This is a genomic window from Micromonospora sp. DT43 (assembly GCF_049841645.1).
In the GTDB taxonomy this organism is placed as follows: Bacteria; Actinomycetota; Actinomycetes; order Mycobacteriales; family Micromonosporaceae; genus Micromonospora.
The window spans coordinates 226,900-243,669 of the sequence record NZ_JBNCKR010000005.1; the positions used below are offsets into that span (position 1 = coordinate 226,900).

Sequence of the window (16,770 nt, forward strand, 5' to 3'; positions counted from 1 at the left end):
AGTCGCGTTAGGGCGGGTGCGGCCCGCCGCAGGGCCGGTGCCGGGTGGCCCGGGTCGCGTTGCGGGCGGGTGCGGCCCGCTGGGCCGGGACGGGTCGCTAGCGTGGCGGGGTGACCACCGACCCGCTCGCTCCGCTGCTCGCGCTCGCCGACGTCGCCGCCGCCGTCGACCGGGCCCGTGAGCGCTTCGACCAGGCGCTCGGGCACCGCGCGCTGCGCCGCAACGGTGGCCAGGTCGCGGCCGAGGTCAGCCTCCGGTCGGCGGTGGCCAGCGCCGCGCTCGAAGGCGCCGTCCACGAGCGGGAGGAGGTTCGGGCCGGCACCGTCACCGACCCGGTGCTCCAGGGGGCGCTGCGGGTCGCCGGGGCGCTACCCGGCCTGAGCGAACTCTGGCCGAAGGCCCCCCGGCAGGCGCTCGCCCGGCTGCACGTCCTCGCCGCCCGCGACATCGTGACGGAGGCCGAGCTGGGCCGACCGGTGGTCGACCCGGTGGTCGCCGCCCGCCTCGACGGGCTCGCCGGTCTGGTGGCCGGCGGCACGAAGGTCTCGCCGCTGGTGCTCGCTGCTGTCGTACACGGAGAGTTGTTGAACCTGCGTCCCTTCGCCGGGCCGTCCGGCGTGGTGGCGCGCGGCGCCGCCCGGCTGGTGCTGCTCGCCAGCGGCCTCGACCCGCGCGGCCTGCTCGGCGTCGACGTCGGCCACCGGGAACGGGAGCCCGAGTACGTGGGCTCGGCCGGCGCGTTCGCCACCGGCACCCCGGACGGGCTGCGCTCCTGGCTACGGCACTACATGGCGGCCGTCGAGGTCGGCGCCGACCAGCTCACCGCGATCGGCGACGAGATCCTCACCGCCGCCTGACCCGTCACCGCGGCACGACCCGTCGCGTGAGCGCGACTTCGATCCGCTGCGTGAGCGCGGCCCGTCGGGTGAGCTCGATCCGCCGCGTGAGCGCGACCTGCCGCGTGAGCGCGGGTCGCTGCGTGAGCGCAGGCGTTGGCGACCGGGTGGACCGCCGACGATCGGCGAAGGTCAGGCGGTGGCGGCGGCGCGGGTGCGGCGGTGCCGCCCGTACCAGGCGATGCCGATGGCCACCCCCACGCCGACCCCCAGGGCCGCTGCGGCCACCGGAACGGCCGGCCGCTCCCGCAGCCGGCGACCCAGCGGGATCGGATGCCGGAACTCCAGCACCGGCCAGGCGTTCTCCGAGGCCAGCTTGCGCAGCTGCCGGTCCGGGTTGACCACGCTCGGGTGACCCACGCACTCCAGCAGGGGACGATCGCTGTACGAGTCGGAGTAGGCGTACGAGTCGGCCAGGTCGTAGCCGCGCACGGCGGCCAACTCGCCAACCGCCTCGACCTTGCTCGGACCGGCCGCGTAGAACTCGACCTCGCCGCTGTAGCGGCCGTCCCGCACCGCCATCCGGGTGGCGATCACGTCGGTCACCCCGAGCAGCTCGCCGATCGGCCGGACCATCTCCTCGCCGGACGCGGAGACCAGCACCACGTCCCGCCCGGCCGCCTGGTGCTCCGCGATCAGGATGGCAGCCTCGGCGTACACGTAAGGGTTGATCAGCTCGTGGAGCGTCTCCGCGACGATCTGGCGGACCTGTTCCACCTGCCAGCCCTTGCAGAGCGCGGCCAGGTAGTCCCGTGTTCGGGCCATGGTCTGCTCGTCGGTGCCGCCCAGCCGGAACATCAGCTGCGCGTACGCCGACTTGACCACGTCACGCCGGGTGATCAGCCCGTCCCGGTAGAACGGCCGACCGAACGCCAGGGCGCTCGACTTGGCGATGACGGTCTTGTCCAGATCGAAGAAAGCGGCACTTCGGCCCACGGCGCGAAAGTCTAGCCGGATGGTCTATCGTCGGCGGGTGCCCGGGGTCCAGGCCACCCCTCGGACCTGCGGACGGGTGCCTCCAACTTCGCTCGGCGTGACCGCGCTCACACTCCGCGAGGAGATTTTCGCGCTGAGTGGAGTGAACAACACTCGACGTGACGGGCCGGCTCAGGCAGACTTGTTCGCACGACGCGCTTTCACATCCCGAAACAGACAGACCCTCGGCGGTTGCACCCCCCGTGACCGCTGAGTGGTTCGGCTCGACCCCCCCGGAGCCGAACCGTCGACGACCCCCGTCTCCCCCCGACGGGGGTCGTCCCTTTCTCAGGGAGCGCTCCCGCGCGGCTCGCTCTTCCTACTGCACTGCCAGTCGGCGGACGCGGAACAGCTCGAAGAGCCGGGGCAGCCGCCTGCTCCACTCGCCCTCGTCGGTCAGGTCCCAGCGCTCGTCGGCAGGCTCCGGCCCGGGCTGTGGCCCAGCCGCGGACTGCGCCGACTCGGCGGCGTCCCAGAATGCCTCATCGTCGCCCGTCAGCCGCTCGTACGCCGTCTGTGCGGCGAACTGGAGAGCTTCGTCGCCGATCCACAGGTCGCGGCCTTCCGCTGCGCTGATCTGCCGTACCGCGGGATGGTCGGCGAGCGAGTCGGGGTCACGCGCGGCCGACTCGAACGCCACTCTGCCGAGACCGACCAGCCCTGCCTGGAAATCGGAGAATCCGTCGTCGGAGAGAAAGCCGTACTCGATGATCCAGCACGCCGCGCAGACATCCCAGGTGTCGGCGTGGTCCACCACCTCGTCGCGCACCTGGTCGAATGCCACGATGTGTGACAGCGGGAGTCGCATCAGCTCCGCCACCAGGGCCTCGGCGACCGCACTGGGCTGACCGTCGCGTTGCGGCTGGTCGGCCGCCACGCCTGCCGCAGCTCGCGCCCGCTCCACGACACTCCAGAACTCCTCGACGTCCATGGCCGGGAGTGTCCCCGATGGCTGTGACAGGTTGGGCGCGCGGTAATCGTCGGGCCTCCCGTGACACAAGCCAGGGTGAGAGTCGCCGAGGCAATGGGGGTTCGGGTGGGTCCACCGGGGAAGCGCGACGAGGGCTGGTTCACCAGCCTCTACGCCGCCGAGTACGCGCACATCGTGAGGTACGGCCTGCGCCGATTAGCTGACTCCGACGCGTCGGCGGAACTCGCGCAGGAGGTCTTCGTCGTCGCGTGGCGTCGTCGCGGCGAGGTGCCGGACCGCAGCCTGCCCTGGCTGTACGGGGTGGCTCGTCGCCTGCTGGCCAACCAGTGGCGGTCCCGACGCGCCGCCCCGGACCTCCTGCCGATCGCCCACGTCGACCTGACGCGGGTGGCCGACCCGTCCGGCGCCGACCGGACGTTGGGGGTTGCCGACGTGCGGGCCGCGCTGGCCACCCTCAACGACCTGGATCAGGAGATTCTGCGGCTCGTCGGTTGGGAGGAGTTGACGGTGGCCGAGGCGGCCCAGGTCGTCGGCTGCACCCGTGCGACCGCGGCGGTGCGCCTGCATCGCGCCCGCCGTCGTCTTACCGAAGCGATGGCGGAACGGCCAACCCGCTCCCCACGCCCGATGCTGGCCGCTACCCGAGAGGATCTGTGATGGACGGAGCGGAACGCACCCGTACCCTTCTCGGCCCCGCCGACCCGGCCCGGAACATCGTCGTCGCGCCGCCGCCGGTTCCGGCGCGGGATCTGATCGAGCGTGCCGGCGCAACCGACCCCGCGACGGGACACCGTCGCGTACACCCGACACGCCGGCTGGTCCTCACGGCCGGGACGGTCGCGGTCGCGGCCGGTGCCGTGGCCGTCCTCCGACCGTTCGACAAGCGAACGTCGGACGATCCGGGCGGACCCGGTGGTGCCGTGGGGACGCTGCTGGTGCCTGTCGCGTACCAGTTCGACGCCGACCCACCGGCGGCCGGCCCGCAGCTACGCACGCTCGCCAGCAAGATCAAAGATACGGAGTACGACCACCGCACCGGGCGCTACATGTACCACCACACGAAGGTGTGGGGTGATCCGGTGATGAGCTCCCCCGACGACCGTTACCACGTGGCATTCGCCGGTGAGTCGAAGGTCTGGATGGCGGCCGACGGGACCGGCAGCCAGAGCAACACGCAGCTGGAACCGCAGTACCCCGATCAGAAGTCCCGCGACTACTGGCAGCGCAAGCTCGCGGCTCCCGAGGTGGCCGACACCGCCGCCCCGATCCCGCTGCCCCCCATGCAGCTCACGCCGCCGCCGGCCGACCCGTCGCAGCTGCGCGAACGGCTGAAGGTCGAGTACGGCGCGGGGGCGGCGAGCAAGGAGGTCAGCACGCTCTACGCGAGGTACGCCGTACCGCGGGCGACCCGAGCGGAGATCCTGCGGGTCCTCGCCGACGTGCCCGGTTTCCGCTGGCGGGGACATGTCATCGACCGGGCCGGCCGGGCAGGTGTCGCGGTCACCGTCGACGAGCGCGAGCACGACCAGCAGTCTCTGCTGATCTTCGGCCCGAAGACGGGTGAGCTGCTCGCCCACGAGTTGTTGACGTTGACGCCGGTGCGGATCAGCGCGTACCAGCTGATCCTGGACACGGCCTGGACCGACCGGATCGGCTGACCGCCGGCATCGGGGCCGCTCCCTCGGGAGCGGCCCCGATGTGTGTCCTCATCACACCGGACGCGGACGGACCGAGCTCGACGCCGGCATCCGTCCTACTGGAGAAACACAGTGCTGACGGCGCCGCCGGTGGCGGTTACCCGTACCTCGGTGGCCGTGGACGGCAGCAGCGCCGCGTTCCGGCCGGCGTCCTGCCACTGGCCGGCGCCGCTCCGATAACTCAGCGCCGAGCCCTCGGCGGCAACGAGGATGCCCTGGTCGTCCGGCAGGCGCAGCCGGATCGGCAACGGCGCCTCCCCGTCGACAAACGCGCTGGCCACGGCTTGTAGGTGAGCATTACCGCGTGCGAGCAGCGCAATGACGCGAGCGGGATCGCTGTCGTACTGGATGGTCCGCACAAGTAACCGTCGGCCGTCGGCTGTCGCCCCGTAGACGAACAGCTCAGGGCCGTCCCCCTGGGCGTGAAAGCCGGCAACGTCGATCCATGCGGCGAGAGCTTCGGCCCCGGCGTCGATCTCGTAACCGGACTGGTCGTATCGGTTATCACTGGGGTCGCCGCCCCACACCTGTTCGGCACCCGGCAGCGTGCGCTTGATCCGCTGTACGTCCCGGCGAGCGCCGTCGTCGGAGAAGAGGACGTCCGCGGCACCGAGGATGTGCACCATGTTCACGTCACTCAGGGGCGTGACGGAGAGGGCGACTGTGACTTTCGTCCTCTGCGGGGGTATTCGCAGGATCGCCGCGCCGTCCTCGAATGTCACAGGCTGGTAGGTGCGGCTGACCTTGCCATCCGACGTGTACCGCAGTTCGGGGGAGAACTCCATCGGCTGTCCGGTGTCAAGGATGAGGAGTACGTCGCGCTCCGCCCCGAGAAACGCGGCCTGCGCATTACGCTGCCGCGGGTCGTCGGTGAGGGATTCGATCGTCCTGACCTGTGGACCGTCGGCGGTGGGCTCGACGAATGCCACCCATCCGATGCGCTCGCCCTCCGCGCCTTCGTTCGGATCGGTAGTGCTGGCGGCGGCGACGTAGGCTGCTGGGCCGGCCGGCGTTCGTCCCGCCCAGACGACGTGTGGGTCACTCGGCACCTGCGTCTCGCCCGAGCGTTCCAGTTGCCGTTGCCAGGCCGTACGGACCTGACGCAGGTACGCGTCGTCACCAGCCAGGTCACCCTTTGTGGGTGCGTCGAACATCGGCGAGGCCACCCCTGCGGTGTCGCGTCCGACCGGAACCGTGAGCACACCGCCCAGGGGGACCACCACCATTGCCGCGCAGACGGCCGTAAGCGTGACCCGGAAGCGCCGCACTCGCCGACGGCCACCACGGCGCACATCTTCCAACAGGTCGGGTCGACCACTGAGGTGGCTTGTCGCCCGGTGCAGGACCTCCCGCACGTCGTCGTCACTCATGTTCACCGCGAACTCTCCCTGTCGATGGGGGACATGACGAGACGTGGCGCGGCAAGCGCCGTCCGCAGGCGCGCCAAGCCGCGCGAGGCGTGGCTCTTCACCGTTCCCTCGGAACAGCCCAGAGTGGCGGCGACGTCGGCGGTGGGGAGATCTTCCAGGTAACGGAGCACGACGGCCGCGCGTTGCCGGGCCGGCAGGTCCCGCAGTGCCGCGACGACCGCCCGGCGGAGCGCGACATCGTCCGCGTGGTCCCGTGTGACGACGTCGTGGTCGTCAAGGGCCTGCTCGGGTCGCCGTCTTCGTCGCCGCCACCGGTTGATCGATTGGTTGACCAGTGCACGCCGTGCGTAAGCCTCCGGACTGGTCTGCACGCGACGCCACCGCACGTACACCTGCTCAAGAACCTCCTGCAGCAGATCCTCGGCGGCGTGCCGATCGCCCGTGAGCAGGTAGGCGACACGCAACAGCGCGCCCGACCGGGTACGGACGAACTCGTCGAACTCCGCGCCCCGCGAATCTCGCATCTGACCTCCGGTCTCGTCACTAAGCAAGACACCGCGACGTGTCCGCTGGTTTACCGGTGTGCGCTTCAGTTCCGGCACGACGATGACTGCACCTCGCGCGCCTAGCAGATCAACTCTTTCGCCGGGCGTTGTCCACAGCACGCGAAGTTGTCCACAGGCGGCGTCCTCGGGGCGGTGTGCGGGGCCGCTCGCGAGCAGGGTCGGCGGTGCATCCGATCCCGACCGCTGGAGGCCGCGATGGCACCCCGTACCTCCGTCCCGCCGATCCGACGGCTCCCGCTGGTCGTCACGGCCGATGGCGACCTGCTCGACGACCTGCTGCGGCTCGCCGCCGCCGGCGGCACCGAGGTGGAGCTCGCCGCCGACCCGGCGGCGGCCCGCACCCGCTGGGGTCCCGCTCCGCTGGTGCTGCTCGGTGCCGACCAGGCGCAGGCGTGCCTACGTGCCCGACTGCCGAAGCGGCCCCGACTGGTGCTGGTCGGCCGGACCGGTCACCTCGATCCCGGTTGGCAGATCGCCGAGCTGATCGGTGCCGAGCACGTCGCCGCACTGCCCGCCGCCGAGCCCTGGCTGCTGGACCGCCTTGCCGAGCAGGGCCCCGAGCAGCCGGCCGGCCCGGGTGCCCGGGTCGTCGCGTTGTTCGGCGGCCGGGGCGGTGCCGGCGCGAGCGTGCTCGCGGGCGGGCTCGCCGTGACCGCGGCGCGGGCCCGACTGCGCACCCTGCTCATCGACGCCGACCCGCTCGGTGGTGGCCTCGACCTCGTGCTCGGGTGGGAGCAGCTGGAAGGGCTACGCTGGCCGTCGCTCACCGACGCGGACGGGCGGGTGGACGCGCCCGCGCTGGTCGACGCGCTGCCCAGCCGGGGTGACCTGGTGGTGCTCTCCTGGGATCGCGGCGAGATGCTGGCGCTGCCCGCCGCCGCGATGGCAGCGACCGTCGACGCCGCCCACCGTGGCCGGGACTTCGTGGTCATCGACCTGCCCCGACAGTTGGACGACGCCGCCGTGGTCGCGTTGCAGGCGGCCGACCAGGCGTTCGTCGTCGTACCGGCGGAGCTGCGCGCCACCGCTGCCGCCGCCCGGGTGGTGGCTGCGGCCGCCCCACACTGTGCCGCGCTCTCGGTGGTGGTGCGCGGGCCCGCCCCGGGCCGTCTTCGCGCCACCGAGGTGGCACGGGCACTCGGGCTTCCTCTCGCGGGCACGCTGCGTCCCGAGCCCGGCCTCTGTCGGGGCCTCGAACGCGGCGAAGCGCCGGCCGCGGCCGGAAAGGGCCCGCTCGCCACTCTCTGCCGGCGGATCGTCGCGGACCTCACCGGCGTCCCCGCCACGGGCGCGGCATGAACGGCCGGCCGGAGGAGGGCACCTTCGCGGCCCGGGTGCGGCAGCGGATCGCCGCCGCCACCGACCCGGTCACCCCGGCGGCGATCGTGTCCGCCGTACGCGCCGAGCCCACCGCCGCGGTGTTGGGCGACACCGCAGTACTCCGGATCGCCGACCGCGTGCACGACGACCTCGTCGGCGCCGGGCCACTGGCCCCACTGCTGGCCGATCCGGAGGTGACCGACATCCTGGTCAACGGTGTCCGCGTCTGGGTCGACCGGGGCGCGGGCCTGCACCAGGTCGCGGTCCCGGTGGGCTCAGTCGAGGACGTCCGCCGGTTGGCGCAGCGACTGATCGCCAGCGCCGGTCGGCGGCTCGACGACGGCTCCCCGTACGCCGACGCCCGGCTCCCCGACGGCACCCGACTGCACGCAGTGCTGCCGCCGGTGGCGACCGAGGGCCCCTACCTGTCCCTACGGACGTTCCGGCACCGCCCGTTCACCCTCGACGAACTGGTGCGCCAGGGAACGGTGCCCCGACCGGTGGCGCCCCTGCTCGCCGCCGTCGTCGCGGCCCGGCTGGCGTACCTGGTCACGGGCGGCACGGGCTCGGGCAAGACCACCCTGCTCAACACACTGCTCGGGTTGGTGCCCGCCACCGAGCGGATCGTCCTGGTGGAGGACGCGGCCGAGTTGCAGCCGGGGCACCCGCACGTGGTCGGGCTCCAGGCGCGTACCGCAAACGTCGAGGGGACGGGCGTCGTCAGCCTCGGCGACCTGGTCCGGCAGGCGTTGCGAATGCGCCCGGACCGGCTGGTGGTCGGTGAGTGCCGGGGCGCGGAGGTGGTCGACCTGCTGGCCGCGCTGAACACCGGCCACGACGGTGGCGCCGGGACGCTGCACGCCAACACCCCGTCCGACGTGCCGGCCCGGCTGGAGGCGCTCGGCATGCTGGGCGGGCTGCCCCGCGCCGCGCTGCACGCCCAGGTGGTCGCCGCGCTCCAGGTGCTGCTCCAGGTACGCCGAGGGGACCGGGGTCGAGTCCTCGAGTCGATCTGCCTGCTACTTCCCGAAGGGCCGGAGCGGTTGGCCACTGTGGTGCCTGCCTGGATACGTGGACGCGGTTTGGGGCTGGCCGCGCGTACCTTCGGCACGCTGCTGCGAGATCGTGGCGTGGCGGTGCCACCGATCCTGAGCGAGCCGTGGCCCGGATCGGCGGGTCCGTCATGACCGGCGGAACGGTGCTGGTGGTGGGGCTGCTGCTGGCCGCCGCAGCCCTGCTGGCCTGGCCCGCGCGGACCGTTCGGGCCCGCCGCCGCCGGGTACTGGCACCGGGCCGCGGTGTCATCGGCGCTGACCCGGACGACGCCCTGGTGGAATGGATCAGGGGCCTCGCTCGCGGACCGGGCGGGCCGACCGACGAGTTCGGCGACCTGTCGGCCTCGGGCCGCCCGGGTGGCCTCTCGCGCACGCCGGGAGCGTCGGCGTCCAGCGGCGGGCGGACGGCTGTCGCCTGGTCCACTCGGGACCTCGACGGCAGCCCGAGCCGCCCGAGGGCGACAGGCGGCCCGGGGGGATCCACGCGGCCGGCCGGCCCGGCCCGTCCGCCGATCCGTCGGGATCCTCGCCGCCCGGCCGCCACTGCCCGGCCGGAGACCGAGACCCTGGAGACCGTCGATCACCCGGGCCACGCCAGCGTCGACCAGGCGCACCACCGCCTCGTTGACCCGGCGGACGACGGCCGCCTCGGCCTGGCCGAGCGCCGCCTCGTTGGCCCGGCCGACGATTGTCGCGTCGGCGCGGCGGACCACCGCCTCGTTGACCCGGCGGGCCAGACGGCCGGCGGGTCGTACGCGGCGCATCCGGTACGCGTGCGTCGGTCGCCGAGGCGAGTGCTGCTGCTGGTTGGCCTGGTGGGGGCAGGTGTCGGCGGGGTGTTCGCCGGGCCGGTGGCCGCGGTCGCGTTGGCCGGCTACGGCACGCTGGCCATGCGTGCCCTACTCCGCTGGAGGGCGAACCGGCACACCGAGATGGTTCGGCGGCGCGGCCTGGACCTGCTCTGCGGTCTGGCGGCCGACCTCCGGGCGGGCCTGCCCGTCCCGCCGACCCTGGAGGTCGCCACCGTCGAGGGGGTGGGCGGAGCGGACCGACTTCGCGAGCTGACCTCGGCCGCCGTGCGGTTGGCGGACCGGACCGGCGCACCGCTGGCCGAGCTGATCGAGCGCATCGAGGCGGACGCCCGCGCGACCGACCGGGGCCTGGCCGCCGCAGCGGCCCAGGCGGCGGGCGCCCGCGCCACGGCCTGGTTGCTGGCGGCCCTGCCGGTCGGCGGGATCGGGCTCGGCTACGGGATCGGGGTCGATCCCTTGGCGGTGCTCCTGCACAGCACTGTCGGTGGGGTCTGCGCAGTCCTCGCCGTCGCCCTACAGGTCGTCGGCCTGCTCTGGGCCGAGCGGTTGGGCGCGGCGTCGGGGCGGGCCGCCTGATGTCCCCGGTGCGCCCAGGCGGCGCGGGCGGTCGGCGCGGCTCGCCGGACCGGGACGGTTCGGGTCTTGGCGGTGTGGAGAGGCGGCGGCGACCGGACGCGATCCGGCTCGCGGCAGGGATGGCCGGGCTCGCCGTGGCGGTGGTCGTCGGGGGCTGGTTCGGGCTGCTCGGTGCGGTTCCGACCGCTGTCCTGTTGGACGTGCTGCTGCGGCGGATCGAGCCTCCGGCGGTCCGCGGTCGGCGACTCCGGGAGGCCGCCGATCTGCCACTCGCCGCTGACCTGCTGGCGGCGGCGATGCGGGCGGGTGCGCCGGTGGACCGCTCGGTGCTGGCCGTGGCCGAGGCGCTGGACGGCCCGCTCGCCAGCCGACTGGCCCGGGTCGGCCGCACCCTGCTTCTCGGCGGTGGCCCGGCCGAGGCATGGTCGGCGTTGGACGGGGTGCCGGGAGCGGAGCGGATGGCCGCAGCGGCATTCCGCTCGGCCAACAGCGGCGCTGCGCTGGCCGGTGCGCTGACCCGTCTCGCCGACGACCTGCGGGCCGACCGGGCCACTGCCGCCGAGGCGTCCGCCCGCCGGGCCGGCGTCCTCATCGTGCTGCCGCTGGGGCTGTGCTTCCTGCCCGCGTTCATTCTCGCCGGCCTGGTGCCGGTGATCGTCGCCGTCCTCGGCGACGTGCTCTGACCCATCGAGAAAGGGAAGACGCATGCGCAAACTCATCGCCCGACTCCGCGGCGACGACGGGATGAACACCGCCGAGTACGCCGTCGGCACGCTCGCCGCAGTGGCCTTCGCCGGGATCCTGTTGAAGGTGCTGACCTCCGGCAACGTCCAGTCGGCGCTGACCGCGGTCATCGACCGGGCGCTCAAGTGATCGGGCGCCGGCAGGTCGGCCATGGTCGGAAAACGGGTACCCCCGGGCGGGCCTGCGACGGAGGGTGGCAGGTCCACCTCGGCGGCGGCGACCGGGGCTCCTTCACCGCCGAGTTGGCGGCCGGCCTGCCGGCGCTACTCCTGCTCCTGCTCGCCGGCCTGACCGCGGTCAACGCCGTCAGCACTCAGGCGAGTTGCCTGCACACGGCCCGGGAAACGGCGTTGGCCGCGGCCCGGGGCGACAACAGTGCGGGCGGGGTGCGCGCCGCGCCGCCCGAGGCGGAGGTGTCGGTGTCTGTCGACGGCGACCGGGTGCAGGCGACGGTCCGCGCGCCCGTCCGCGCGCTGGGCGCCCGGCTACCGCGGATCACGGTCGTCGCCACCGCCGTCGCAGCCCTGGAACCGGGCGTCAGCGAGGGGAGTTGGTGATGCGGCGTCCTGCCGTTCGGTCACGTGACAGCAATGAGAGTCCGAACCCCGATGGAGACGCCGCCGATGGACACGGCGCCGATGGAGACGCCGCCGATGGAGACGCTGCCGATGGAGACGCTGCCGATGGACACGGCGCCGATGGACACGGCGCCGAGAGACTTGGCGACGGTTGTCGGGACGTGGAGCGAGGTGGCGCGACCCTGCTTCTACTCGCGTTCGGCCTGGTCTTCGTGCTGGTCGGGACGTTTGGCGCCGCCGTCACCGCAGCCGGGATGGCGGCTCAGCGGGCGGCGGTGGCCGCCGATCTCGGTGCGCTGGCCGGGGCTGCCCGTGCGCTCGACGGTGACGCGGTGGCGTGCGCGTCCGCAGCGGACATCGCCCAACGCAACGCCGGCCGACTGGTGGACTGTCACCTCGACGGGCTGGACGTACTGGTGACCGTCGAGGTGGCGTTCACACCGCTTCCGGGCCTGACCCGGGTCGCCGCGTCCACGGCCCGCGCCGGCCCGGTACGCGGCTGAGGCGATGGCCGCCGGCTCGGCGTGCGCTGCGTAGAAGCCCGGCCGAATACCGCTGGGCTGTTCCGACCGCAGCCCGCTGGCCGGGACAGGGCAGCGCGCCCTGTCCCGGCCAGCGGCCGAAAAGGTGTGAGCCGGGTGCGTCAGCGGGCCTGGAGCGCGTCGAGGGCGACGGCCATCGCGATGACGAGGCGGCGGTCGATCTGCGGGTTCTGCACCTCGACGACGTACTTGTCGCGCAGGCCCCACTTCTTCACCACGGAGAAGACTGGCTGGCCGCCGGCGGTGAAGTCGAAGTGGTACGGCAGCCAGGACAGCGAGTCGACGAAGCGGCGCAGCAGCGCCACCGGCAGGCTGCGCTCCTGGCCCGTCACCTGCGGCAGGCCGGTCTGCTCGACGTGCCAGGTGGAGCGCAGCAGAGACTGGGCGAAGTCCTTGCGGAACAGGCCGATCGCGTTACCGGCCGCGTCGGTGACGTCGTACGTGGCGCCGAGGTCGATGCGCTGGCGGGCCTTGAAGCCGAGCAGGGGCTGCTGCTTCGAGTCGTCGGTGTAGATCGTCACCTGCTCCTTGAAGGCGAGCCGCTTCTGCTGGGCGAACGCCAGCAGCTCACCCTCCGTGCCATCCGGCGCGACCGCCCGGACCTCGTACTGGTTGACCATCATCCGCAGCCGCTGGCGGATGTGGAACTGCTGCAGGGTCTGCAAGTTGTCGAGCTGCATCTGTTCTCCTCAGGGGGATGGTGCGCCGGAGTCTCGCACAGCCGGGCAACCGCTGCCCGCCCGTGCCCCGGCGCTCCCACCCCGACCGGCCCCGCCCCGCCGGACCGGCCCCGACGACGGTCAGCGGCCGTCCACGGTCACGCGTAACGCCCAGGTGTTGAGCACCTGGTGGATGCTGCGCAGCCGCTCGTTGATCTGCTCCAGGCGTTCCGCCTGAGCCAGGGCGGCCAGCGCGGCCCCGAGTGCGATCTGCTGGTCGAGGGTGAGTTGGTCCTGGTCGATGGTGTAGAGCAGGTCGACGGTCTCGGCGATCGTGTCGGCCACAGCTTCTCCTCGGGCGCGGGGGCGAACTACAAAACAGGCATCGATGGAAGCGCTCCCATGTCATTGTGCCCAGAGCCGTGCGGATTCATGCAAGGTGGCTCAGGCGGGCAGATTTCCCAGCACCACGTCGAGCACCCGGATCGCGTCCGGCTTGGAGAGCGGGTTGTTGCCGTTGCCGCACTTCGGCGACTGCACGCAGGACGGGCAGCCGGTCTCGCAGCCGCACTCCGCTATCGCGTCCCGGGTGGCGCGCAGCCACGCCGACGCCGTTCCGTACGCCCGCTCGGCGAAGCCGGCCCCGCCCGGGTGTCCGTCGTAGACGAAGACCGTGGGCGCCTCGGTGTCCGGGTGCAGGGCGGTGGAGAGCCCGCCGATGTCCCACCTGTCGCACGTCGCCATCAGTGGAAGCAGGCCGATCGCGGCGTGTTCGGCGGCGTGCAGCGCACCCGGCACGTCGGCCTGCTGGACCCCGGCTGAGGTAAGTGACCGCGGTGACAGCGTGAACCAGACCGCCACCGTGCGCAGCTCCCGGGTGGGCAGGTCGAGCGGCCGGGTGTCGATCACCTCGCCGGTGGCGATCCGGCGCCGCTGGTACGACACGACCTGGCTTGTCACGTCCACCTCGCCGAGGAACATGCCGACCGGCCCGGCGTCCACGTAGGAGCGCACCGACACCACGGACAGGTCCGTGACATCCCGGGCGTGGGTGGACCAGTCCGGCTCCTCGACATGCACAAGCGCGCACCCGTCGGCCAGGTCCAGGTCGTCGACCACGTACGAGACGCCCTGGTGCAGGTAGACCGCGCCGGGATGCAACAGGAAGTGCGACGAGCCGCCGTCGACAGTGCCGAGGAGGCGACCGGTGGCGGACTCCACCACGACGACCGGGGCGCCGCCCTCGCCGCGCAGGTCAACCTCGGGGCGCTCGCGGTGCCGCCAGTACCAGCCGGTGGGCCGCTGCCGCAGCGCCCCCGCCTCGACCAACTGGTCGATGGCCTCCTTCGCCCCGTCGCCGAAGAGCGCCAGGTCGGCCGGGGTGAGTGGCGCCTCGACGGCCGCGCAGGCCAACTGCGGCGCCAGCACGTACGGGTTGGCCGGGTCGAGCACCGTCGCCTCGACCGGCGCACCGAAGATCGCCTCCGGGTGGTGGACCAGGTAGGTGTCCAGCGGATCGTCCCGGGCCACCAGCACCGCGAGGGCCTCCTGCCCGGATCGTCCGGCGCGGCCCGCCTGCTGCCACAGCGACGCCCGGGTGCCCGGATAGCCGCAGATCAGCACCGCGTCCAGACCGACCAGGTCGACGCCCAGCTCCAACGCGTTTGTGGAGGCCAGGCCGAGCAGGTCACCGTGCAGCAGCGCCCGTTCCAGCTCGCGCCGCTCCTCGCGCAGATAGCCACCCCGGTAGGCGGCGACCCGGTCACCGAGCCCCGGCACGGCGTCGTCCAGCGCCCGGCGCGCATTGGCGGCCACCACCTCGGCGCCCTTGCGGGACCTGACGAACGCGAGCGTGCGTACCCCCTCGGCGACCGTGTCGGCGAGCAGGTCCGCGGTCTCCCGCAGCGCCGACCGGCGGACCTGGCGAAGCTCGTCGTGCTCACCTGTCGCCTGCGGGGGTACCGGAGGAGAGGTGGAAGAGTCGGGTGGCAGCAGCGGCGGCTCCCAGAGCGCGAAGGTCACCCCGCCGCGCGGCGACGCGTCCTCGGTGACGGCGGTCACCGGCAGGCCGGTCAGTCGTCCGGCCGCGGTCGCCGGGTCGCCGGAGGTCGCCGAGGCGAGCACGAACACCGGGGTGGCGCCGAAGCGGGCGCACTGCCGGCGCAGTCGCCGCAGCACGTGCGCCACGTGCGACCCGAACACACCCCGGTAGGTGTGACACTCGTCGATCACCACGTACGCCAGCCGGCGCAGGAAACCGGACCACTGGGCGTGGCCGGGCAGGATGCCGTGGTGCAGCATGTCCGGGTTGGTCAGCACGAAGCGGGAGTGCCGGCGGATCCACTCCCGCTCGGCGCGCGGCGTGTCGCCGTCGTAGCAGGCGGGGCGTACCCCCTCCAGGGCCAGGTCGGCGACGGCCCGCAGCTGGTCGGCGGCGAGAGCCTTGGTCGGTGCCAGGTAGAGCACTGTGGCCCGGGGGTCGGCGAGCAGGGTGGCCAGCGCCGGGAGTTGGTACGCCAGCGACTTGCCGGACGCGGTGCCGGTGGCGACGATCACGTTGCCGCCCTCGTACGCCAGGGTGGCCGCCTCGGCCTGGTGCTGCCAGGGCGCGACCACGCCGCGACGGGCGAACGCCGCGCGCAGCTCCGGTGGCGCCCACGCAGGCCAGGGTGCGGGCACCCCGACGCGGGCCGGCACCCGCTCGACGTGGGTGACCGGATCGCCGGCGCCCCGGGCGCGCAGCCGGCGCAGCAGGTCGACAGGCGCTGGGCCAGCGTCGTGACCTGCGGATACGGTGGGCGCGACGGACGACTCCAGCTCACGGCGCGGCGTAGCGCGCGCCGAGATGAAGTCGTTGGAGGTCACGTCCTGCACTCTCGCACTGGTGTTCGGAGATGAAAAGCCGGGGCCGGGGGTAAGGGGAAGCCTCCGCCGGTGACCGCAGGGTGTCCCGGCGGTAGTGGTTAGATGCCCAGGAGAGTTTACGGCTCTGGCGAGGAGGACCGATGGAGCTGTCGCTGGCGACGCGCACCGTGGGCGAGCACACGGTGCTCGAGGTCGGCGGTGAGGTGGACGTCTACACCGCGCCCCGGCTCCGTGAACGACTCCTCGAGCTGATCGACGGTGGCGCGCGACACGTGGTCGTGGACCTCGGGCGGGTGGACTTCCTCGACTCCACGGGGCTGGGCGTGCTGGTCGGCGCGCACAAGCGGCTGCGGACGGCCGGCGGCTCGTTCTCCCTGGTCTGTGACAAGGAGCCGCTGCTCAAGATCTTCCGGATCACGGCGCTGGACCAGGTGTTCCCGCTGCACCCCACGGTCGAGGCGGCGGTAGGCGCGGGCCCGACCGGCGCCAACGCGTGATGGCGACGGTCCGGCTCTCCTTCTCCCCGGCGCCGGTGCACGTGCGTACGGCCCGACTGGTCGGCGTCGCCGTCGCCAGGCGTGCCGGTGTCCGCGAGGACCTGCTGGACGAGGTGCGCCTGGCCATCGGTGAGGCGTGCACCCGGGCGGTCGCCCTGCACCGCCAGTACGGCCTGGCCGATCCGGTGCTGGTGGAGATGTCCGACGGCGGCACGTACGCGGTGCGGGTGGTGGACCGCGCGCCGATCGAGGCAGGCATCGGGCTGGCGGCGTTGCCGCCGGACGAGTTGGCCAACGAGTCGCTTACCGACGAGGCGCTTACCACTGGCGTCGGGTTCGCCCTGCTCGCGGGCTTCGTCGAGGATCTGCAGGTGCGCCCGGTCGACGAGGGCGTCGGCACCGAGGTGCGGATGGTGTGGCCGGTCGGCCGCTGACCCGTTTCGGCAAGTCAGGCCGCATCCCCGCTCGGGGGTGCGGCCTTCTCGTCATGGATCGGGCCCTATATCAGATTTCGTTTCATAACACAGCGACGAAGATCATCGCGACACGGTGCCACCTCGATGTGACCTCGAACACTGTGGAGGGCTACAGTACCCGGGTTGTCAGCAAGTGATCCAACCCGCAGCCAGCGGGTATGGGTGGGTTTCGCTGGTCCGCTGGGGTGGGTTGGCGCGCGCTTGCGAGTCC

The 16,770-nt window shown here is 72.9% G+C and carries 20 protein-coding genes; 12 read left to right on the top strand and 8 right to left on the bottom strand.

The features are described 5' to 3' along the window. The first annotated feature begins 110 nt into the window (after positions 1-110). Positions 111-857: an oxidoreductase gene (locus tag ACLQ26_RS15060; RefSeq protein WP_425744983.1), complete on the top strand. Its 747-nt coding sequence runs from the start codon at positions 111-113 to the stop codon at positions 855-857. A gap of 171 nt (positions 858-1,028) precedes the next feature. Here the strand turns inward: ACLQ26_RS15060 and ACLQ26_RS15065 are convergent, their stop codons facing one another. Both ACLQ26_RS15065 and ACLQ26_RS15070 read right to left on the bottom strand, forming a co-directional pair. Further along, positions 1,029-1,832, bottom strand: a complete 804-nt coding sequence (locus tag ACLQ26_RS15065; protein ID WP_425744984.1) for an HAD family hydrolase — start codon at positions 1,830-1,832, stop codon at positions 1,029-1,031. A 358-nt stretch (positions 1,833-2,190) separates the two neighbouring features. After that, entirely contained in the window at positions 2,191-2,802 is a 612-nt protein-coding gene (locus ACLQ26_RS15070) for a DUF4240 domain-containing protein (protein WP_425744985.1), read from the bottom strand. Between the two features lie 105 nt (positions 2,803-2,907). On the opposite strand from ACLQ26_RS15070, the gene ACLQ26_RS15075 reads away from it, so the two are divergent. Both ACLQ26_RS15075 and ACLQ26_RS15080 read left to right on the top strand, forming a co-directional pair. Beyond that, the gene (locus tag ACLQ26_RS15075; protein WP_425744986.1) at positions 2,908-3,459 is read left to right on the top strand and encodes an RNA polymerase sigma factor; all 552 of its coding nucleotides are present in this window, start codon (positions 2,908-2,910) and stop codon (positions 3,457-3,459) included. Then, on the top strand, positions 3,459-4,460 hold the full coding sequence (locus ACLQ26_RS15080) for a CU044_5270 family protein (RefSeq protein ID WP_425744987.1): 1,002 nt from the start codon (positions 3,459-3,461) through the stop codon (positions 4,458-4,460). Before ACLQ26_RS15075 ends, ACLQ26_RS15080 begins: the two co-directional genes overlap by 1 nt. Positions 4,461-4,555: 95 nt before the next feature. Here ACLQ26_RS15080 and ACLQ26_RS15085 read toward each other — a convergent pair whose 3' ends face one another. Together ACLQ26_RS15085 and ACLQ26_RS15090 are read right to left on the bottom strand one after the other, a co-directional pair. Beyond that, positions 4,556-5,869 (bottom strand): hypothetical protein, encoded by a 1,314-nt coding sequence (locus tag ACLQ26_RS15085; RefSeq protein WP_425744988.1) that lies wholly within the window; start codon positions 5,867-5,869, stop codon positions 4,556-4,558. Positions 5,870-5,871: 2 nt separating this feature from the next. Next, the gene (locus ACLQ26_RS15090; protein ID WP_425744989.1) at positions 5,872-6,393 is read right to left on the bottom strand and encodes a SigE family RNA polymerase sigma factor; all 522 of its coding nucleotides are present in this window, start codon (positions 6,391-6,393) and stop codon (positions 5,872-5,874) included. A gap of 237 nt (positions 6,394-6,630) precedes the next feature. On the opposite strand from ACLQ26_RS15090, the gene ssd reads away from it, so the two are divergent. The 6 genes from ssd (at position 6,631) to ACLQ26_RS15120 (ending at position 11,499) form a co-directional block, all read left to right on the top strand. After that, positions 6,631-7,734 carry a septum site-determining protein Ssd gene (gene ssd / locus ACLQ26_RS15095; RefSeq protein ID WP_425744990.1) on the top strand — a complete coding sequence of 368 codons (1,104 nt, stop codon included), beginning with the start codon at positions 6,631-6,633 and terminating at the stop codon, positions 7,732-7,734. Beyond that, entirely contained in the window at positions 7,731-8,942 is a 1,212-nt protein-coding gene (locus tag ACLQ26_RS15100) for a TadA family conjugal transfer-associated ATPase (RefSeq protein ID WP_425744991.1), read from the top strand. Before ssd ends, ACLQ26_RS15100 begins: the two co-directional genes overlap by 4 nt. Continuing rightward, the gene (locus ACLQ26_RS15105) at positions 8,939-10,198 is read left to right on the top strand and encodes a type II secretion system F family protein (protein ID WP_425744992.1); all 1,260 of its coding nucleotides are present in this window, start codon (positions 8,939-8,941) and stop codon (positions 10,196-10,198) included. The genes ACLQ26_RS15100 and ACLQ26_RS15105 overlap by 4 nt, the downstream gene beginning before the upstream one ends. Further along, the gene (locus ACLQ26_RS15110; protein WP_425744993.1) at positions 10,198-10,881 is read left to right on the top strand and encodes a type II secretion system F family protein; all 684 of its coding nucleotides are present in this window, start codon (positions 10,198-10,200) and stop codon (positions 10,879-10,881) included. The genes ACLQ26_RS15105 and ACLQ26_RS15110 overlap by 1 nt, the downstream gene beginning before the upstream one ends. Before the next feature lie 22 nt (positions 10,882-10,903). Continuing rightward, positions 10,904-11,071: a DUF4244 domain-containing protein gene (locus ACLQ26_RS15115; RefSeq protein ID WP_234584142.1), complete on the top strand. Its 168-nt coding sequence runs from the start codon at positions 10,904-10,906 to the stop codon at positions 11,069-11,071. A gap of 113 nt (positions 11,072-11,184) precedes the next feature. After that, the gene (locus tag ACLQ26_RS15120; RefSeq protein ID WP_425745185.1) at positions 11,185-11,499 is read left to right on the top strand and encodes a TadE family type IV pilus minor pilin; all 315 of its coding nucleotides are present in this window, start codon (positions 11,185-11,187) and stop codon (positions 11,497-11,499) included. A gap of 20 nt (positions 11,500-11,519) precedes the next feature. Here the strand turns inward: ACLQ26_RS15120 and ACLQ26_RS15125 are convergent, their stop codons facing one another. Beyond that, entirely contained in the window at positions 11,520-11,648 is a 129-nt protein-coding gene (locus tag ACLQ26_RS15125) for a hypothetical protein (RefSeq protein WP_425744994.1), read from the bottom strand. A 33-nt stretch (positions 11,649-11,681) separates the two neighbouring features. On the opposite strand from ACLQ26_RS15125, the gene ACLQ26_RS15130 reads away from it, so the two are divergent. Then, complete coding sequence (locus tag ACLQ26_RS15130) at positions 11,682-12,023, top strand: Rv3654c family TadE-like protein (protein WP_425744995.1); 342 nt, start codon at positions 11,682-11,684, stop codon at positions 12,021-12,023. A 140-nt stretch (positions 12,024-12,163) separates the two neighbouring features. Here the strand turns inward: ACLQ26_RS15130 and ACLQ26_RS15135 are convergent, their stop codons facing one another. The 3 genes from ACLQ26_RS15135 to ACLQ26_RS15145 form a co-directional block, all read right to left on the bottom strand. Further along, a complete protein-coding gene (locus ACLQ26_RS15135) occupies positions 12,164-12,742 on the bottom strand; it encodes a hypothetical protein (protein ID WP_425744996.1) in 579 nt (192 codons plus the stop codon). Positions 12,743-12,862: 120 nt separating this feature from the next. Then, positions 12,863-13,066 carry a hypothetical protein gene (locus tag ACLQ26_RS15140; protein WP_363687848.1) on the bottom strand — a complete coding sequence of 68 codons (204 nt, stop codon included), beginning with the start codon at positions 13,064-13,066 and terminating at the stop codon, positions 12,863-12,865. A 99-nt stretch (positions 13,067-13,165) separates the two neighbouring features. After that, positions 13,166-15,538: a DEAD/DEAH box helicase gene (locus ACLQ26_RS15145; protein WP_425745186.1), complete on the bottom strand. Its 2,373-nt coding sequence runs from the start codon at positions 15,536-15,538 to the stop codon at positions 13,166-13,168. Between the two features lie 188 nt (positions 15,539-15,726). Here ACLQ26_RS15145 and ACLQ26_RS15150 point away from each other — a divergent pair, with 188 nt between their 5' ends. Both ACLQ26_RS15150 and ACLQ26_RS15155 read left to right on the top strand, forming a co-directional pair. Continuing rightward, positions 15,727-16,083 carry an STAS domain-containing protein gene (locus ACLQ26_RS15150; protein WP_363687846.1) on the top strand — a complete coding sequence of 119 codons (357 nt, stop codon included), beginning with the start codon at positions 15,727-15,729 and terminating at the stop codon, positions 16,081-16,083. After that, positions 16,083-16,517, top strand: coding sequence for an ATP-binding protein (locus ACLQ26_RS15155; protein WP_405428096.1), 435 nt, complete (start codon positions 16,083-16,085; stop codon positions 16,515-16,517). The genes ACLQ26_RS15150 and ACLQ26_RS15155 overlap by 1 nt, the downstream gene beginning before the upstream one ends. The last annotated feature ends 253 nt before the right edge of the window (positions 16,518-16,770 follow it).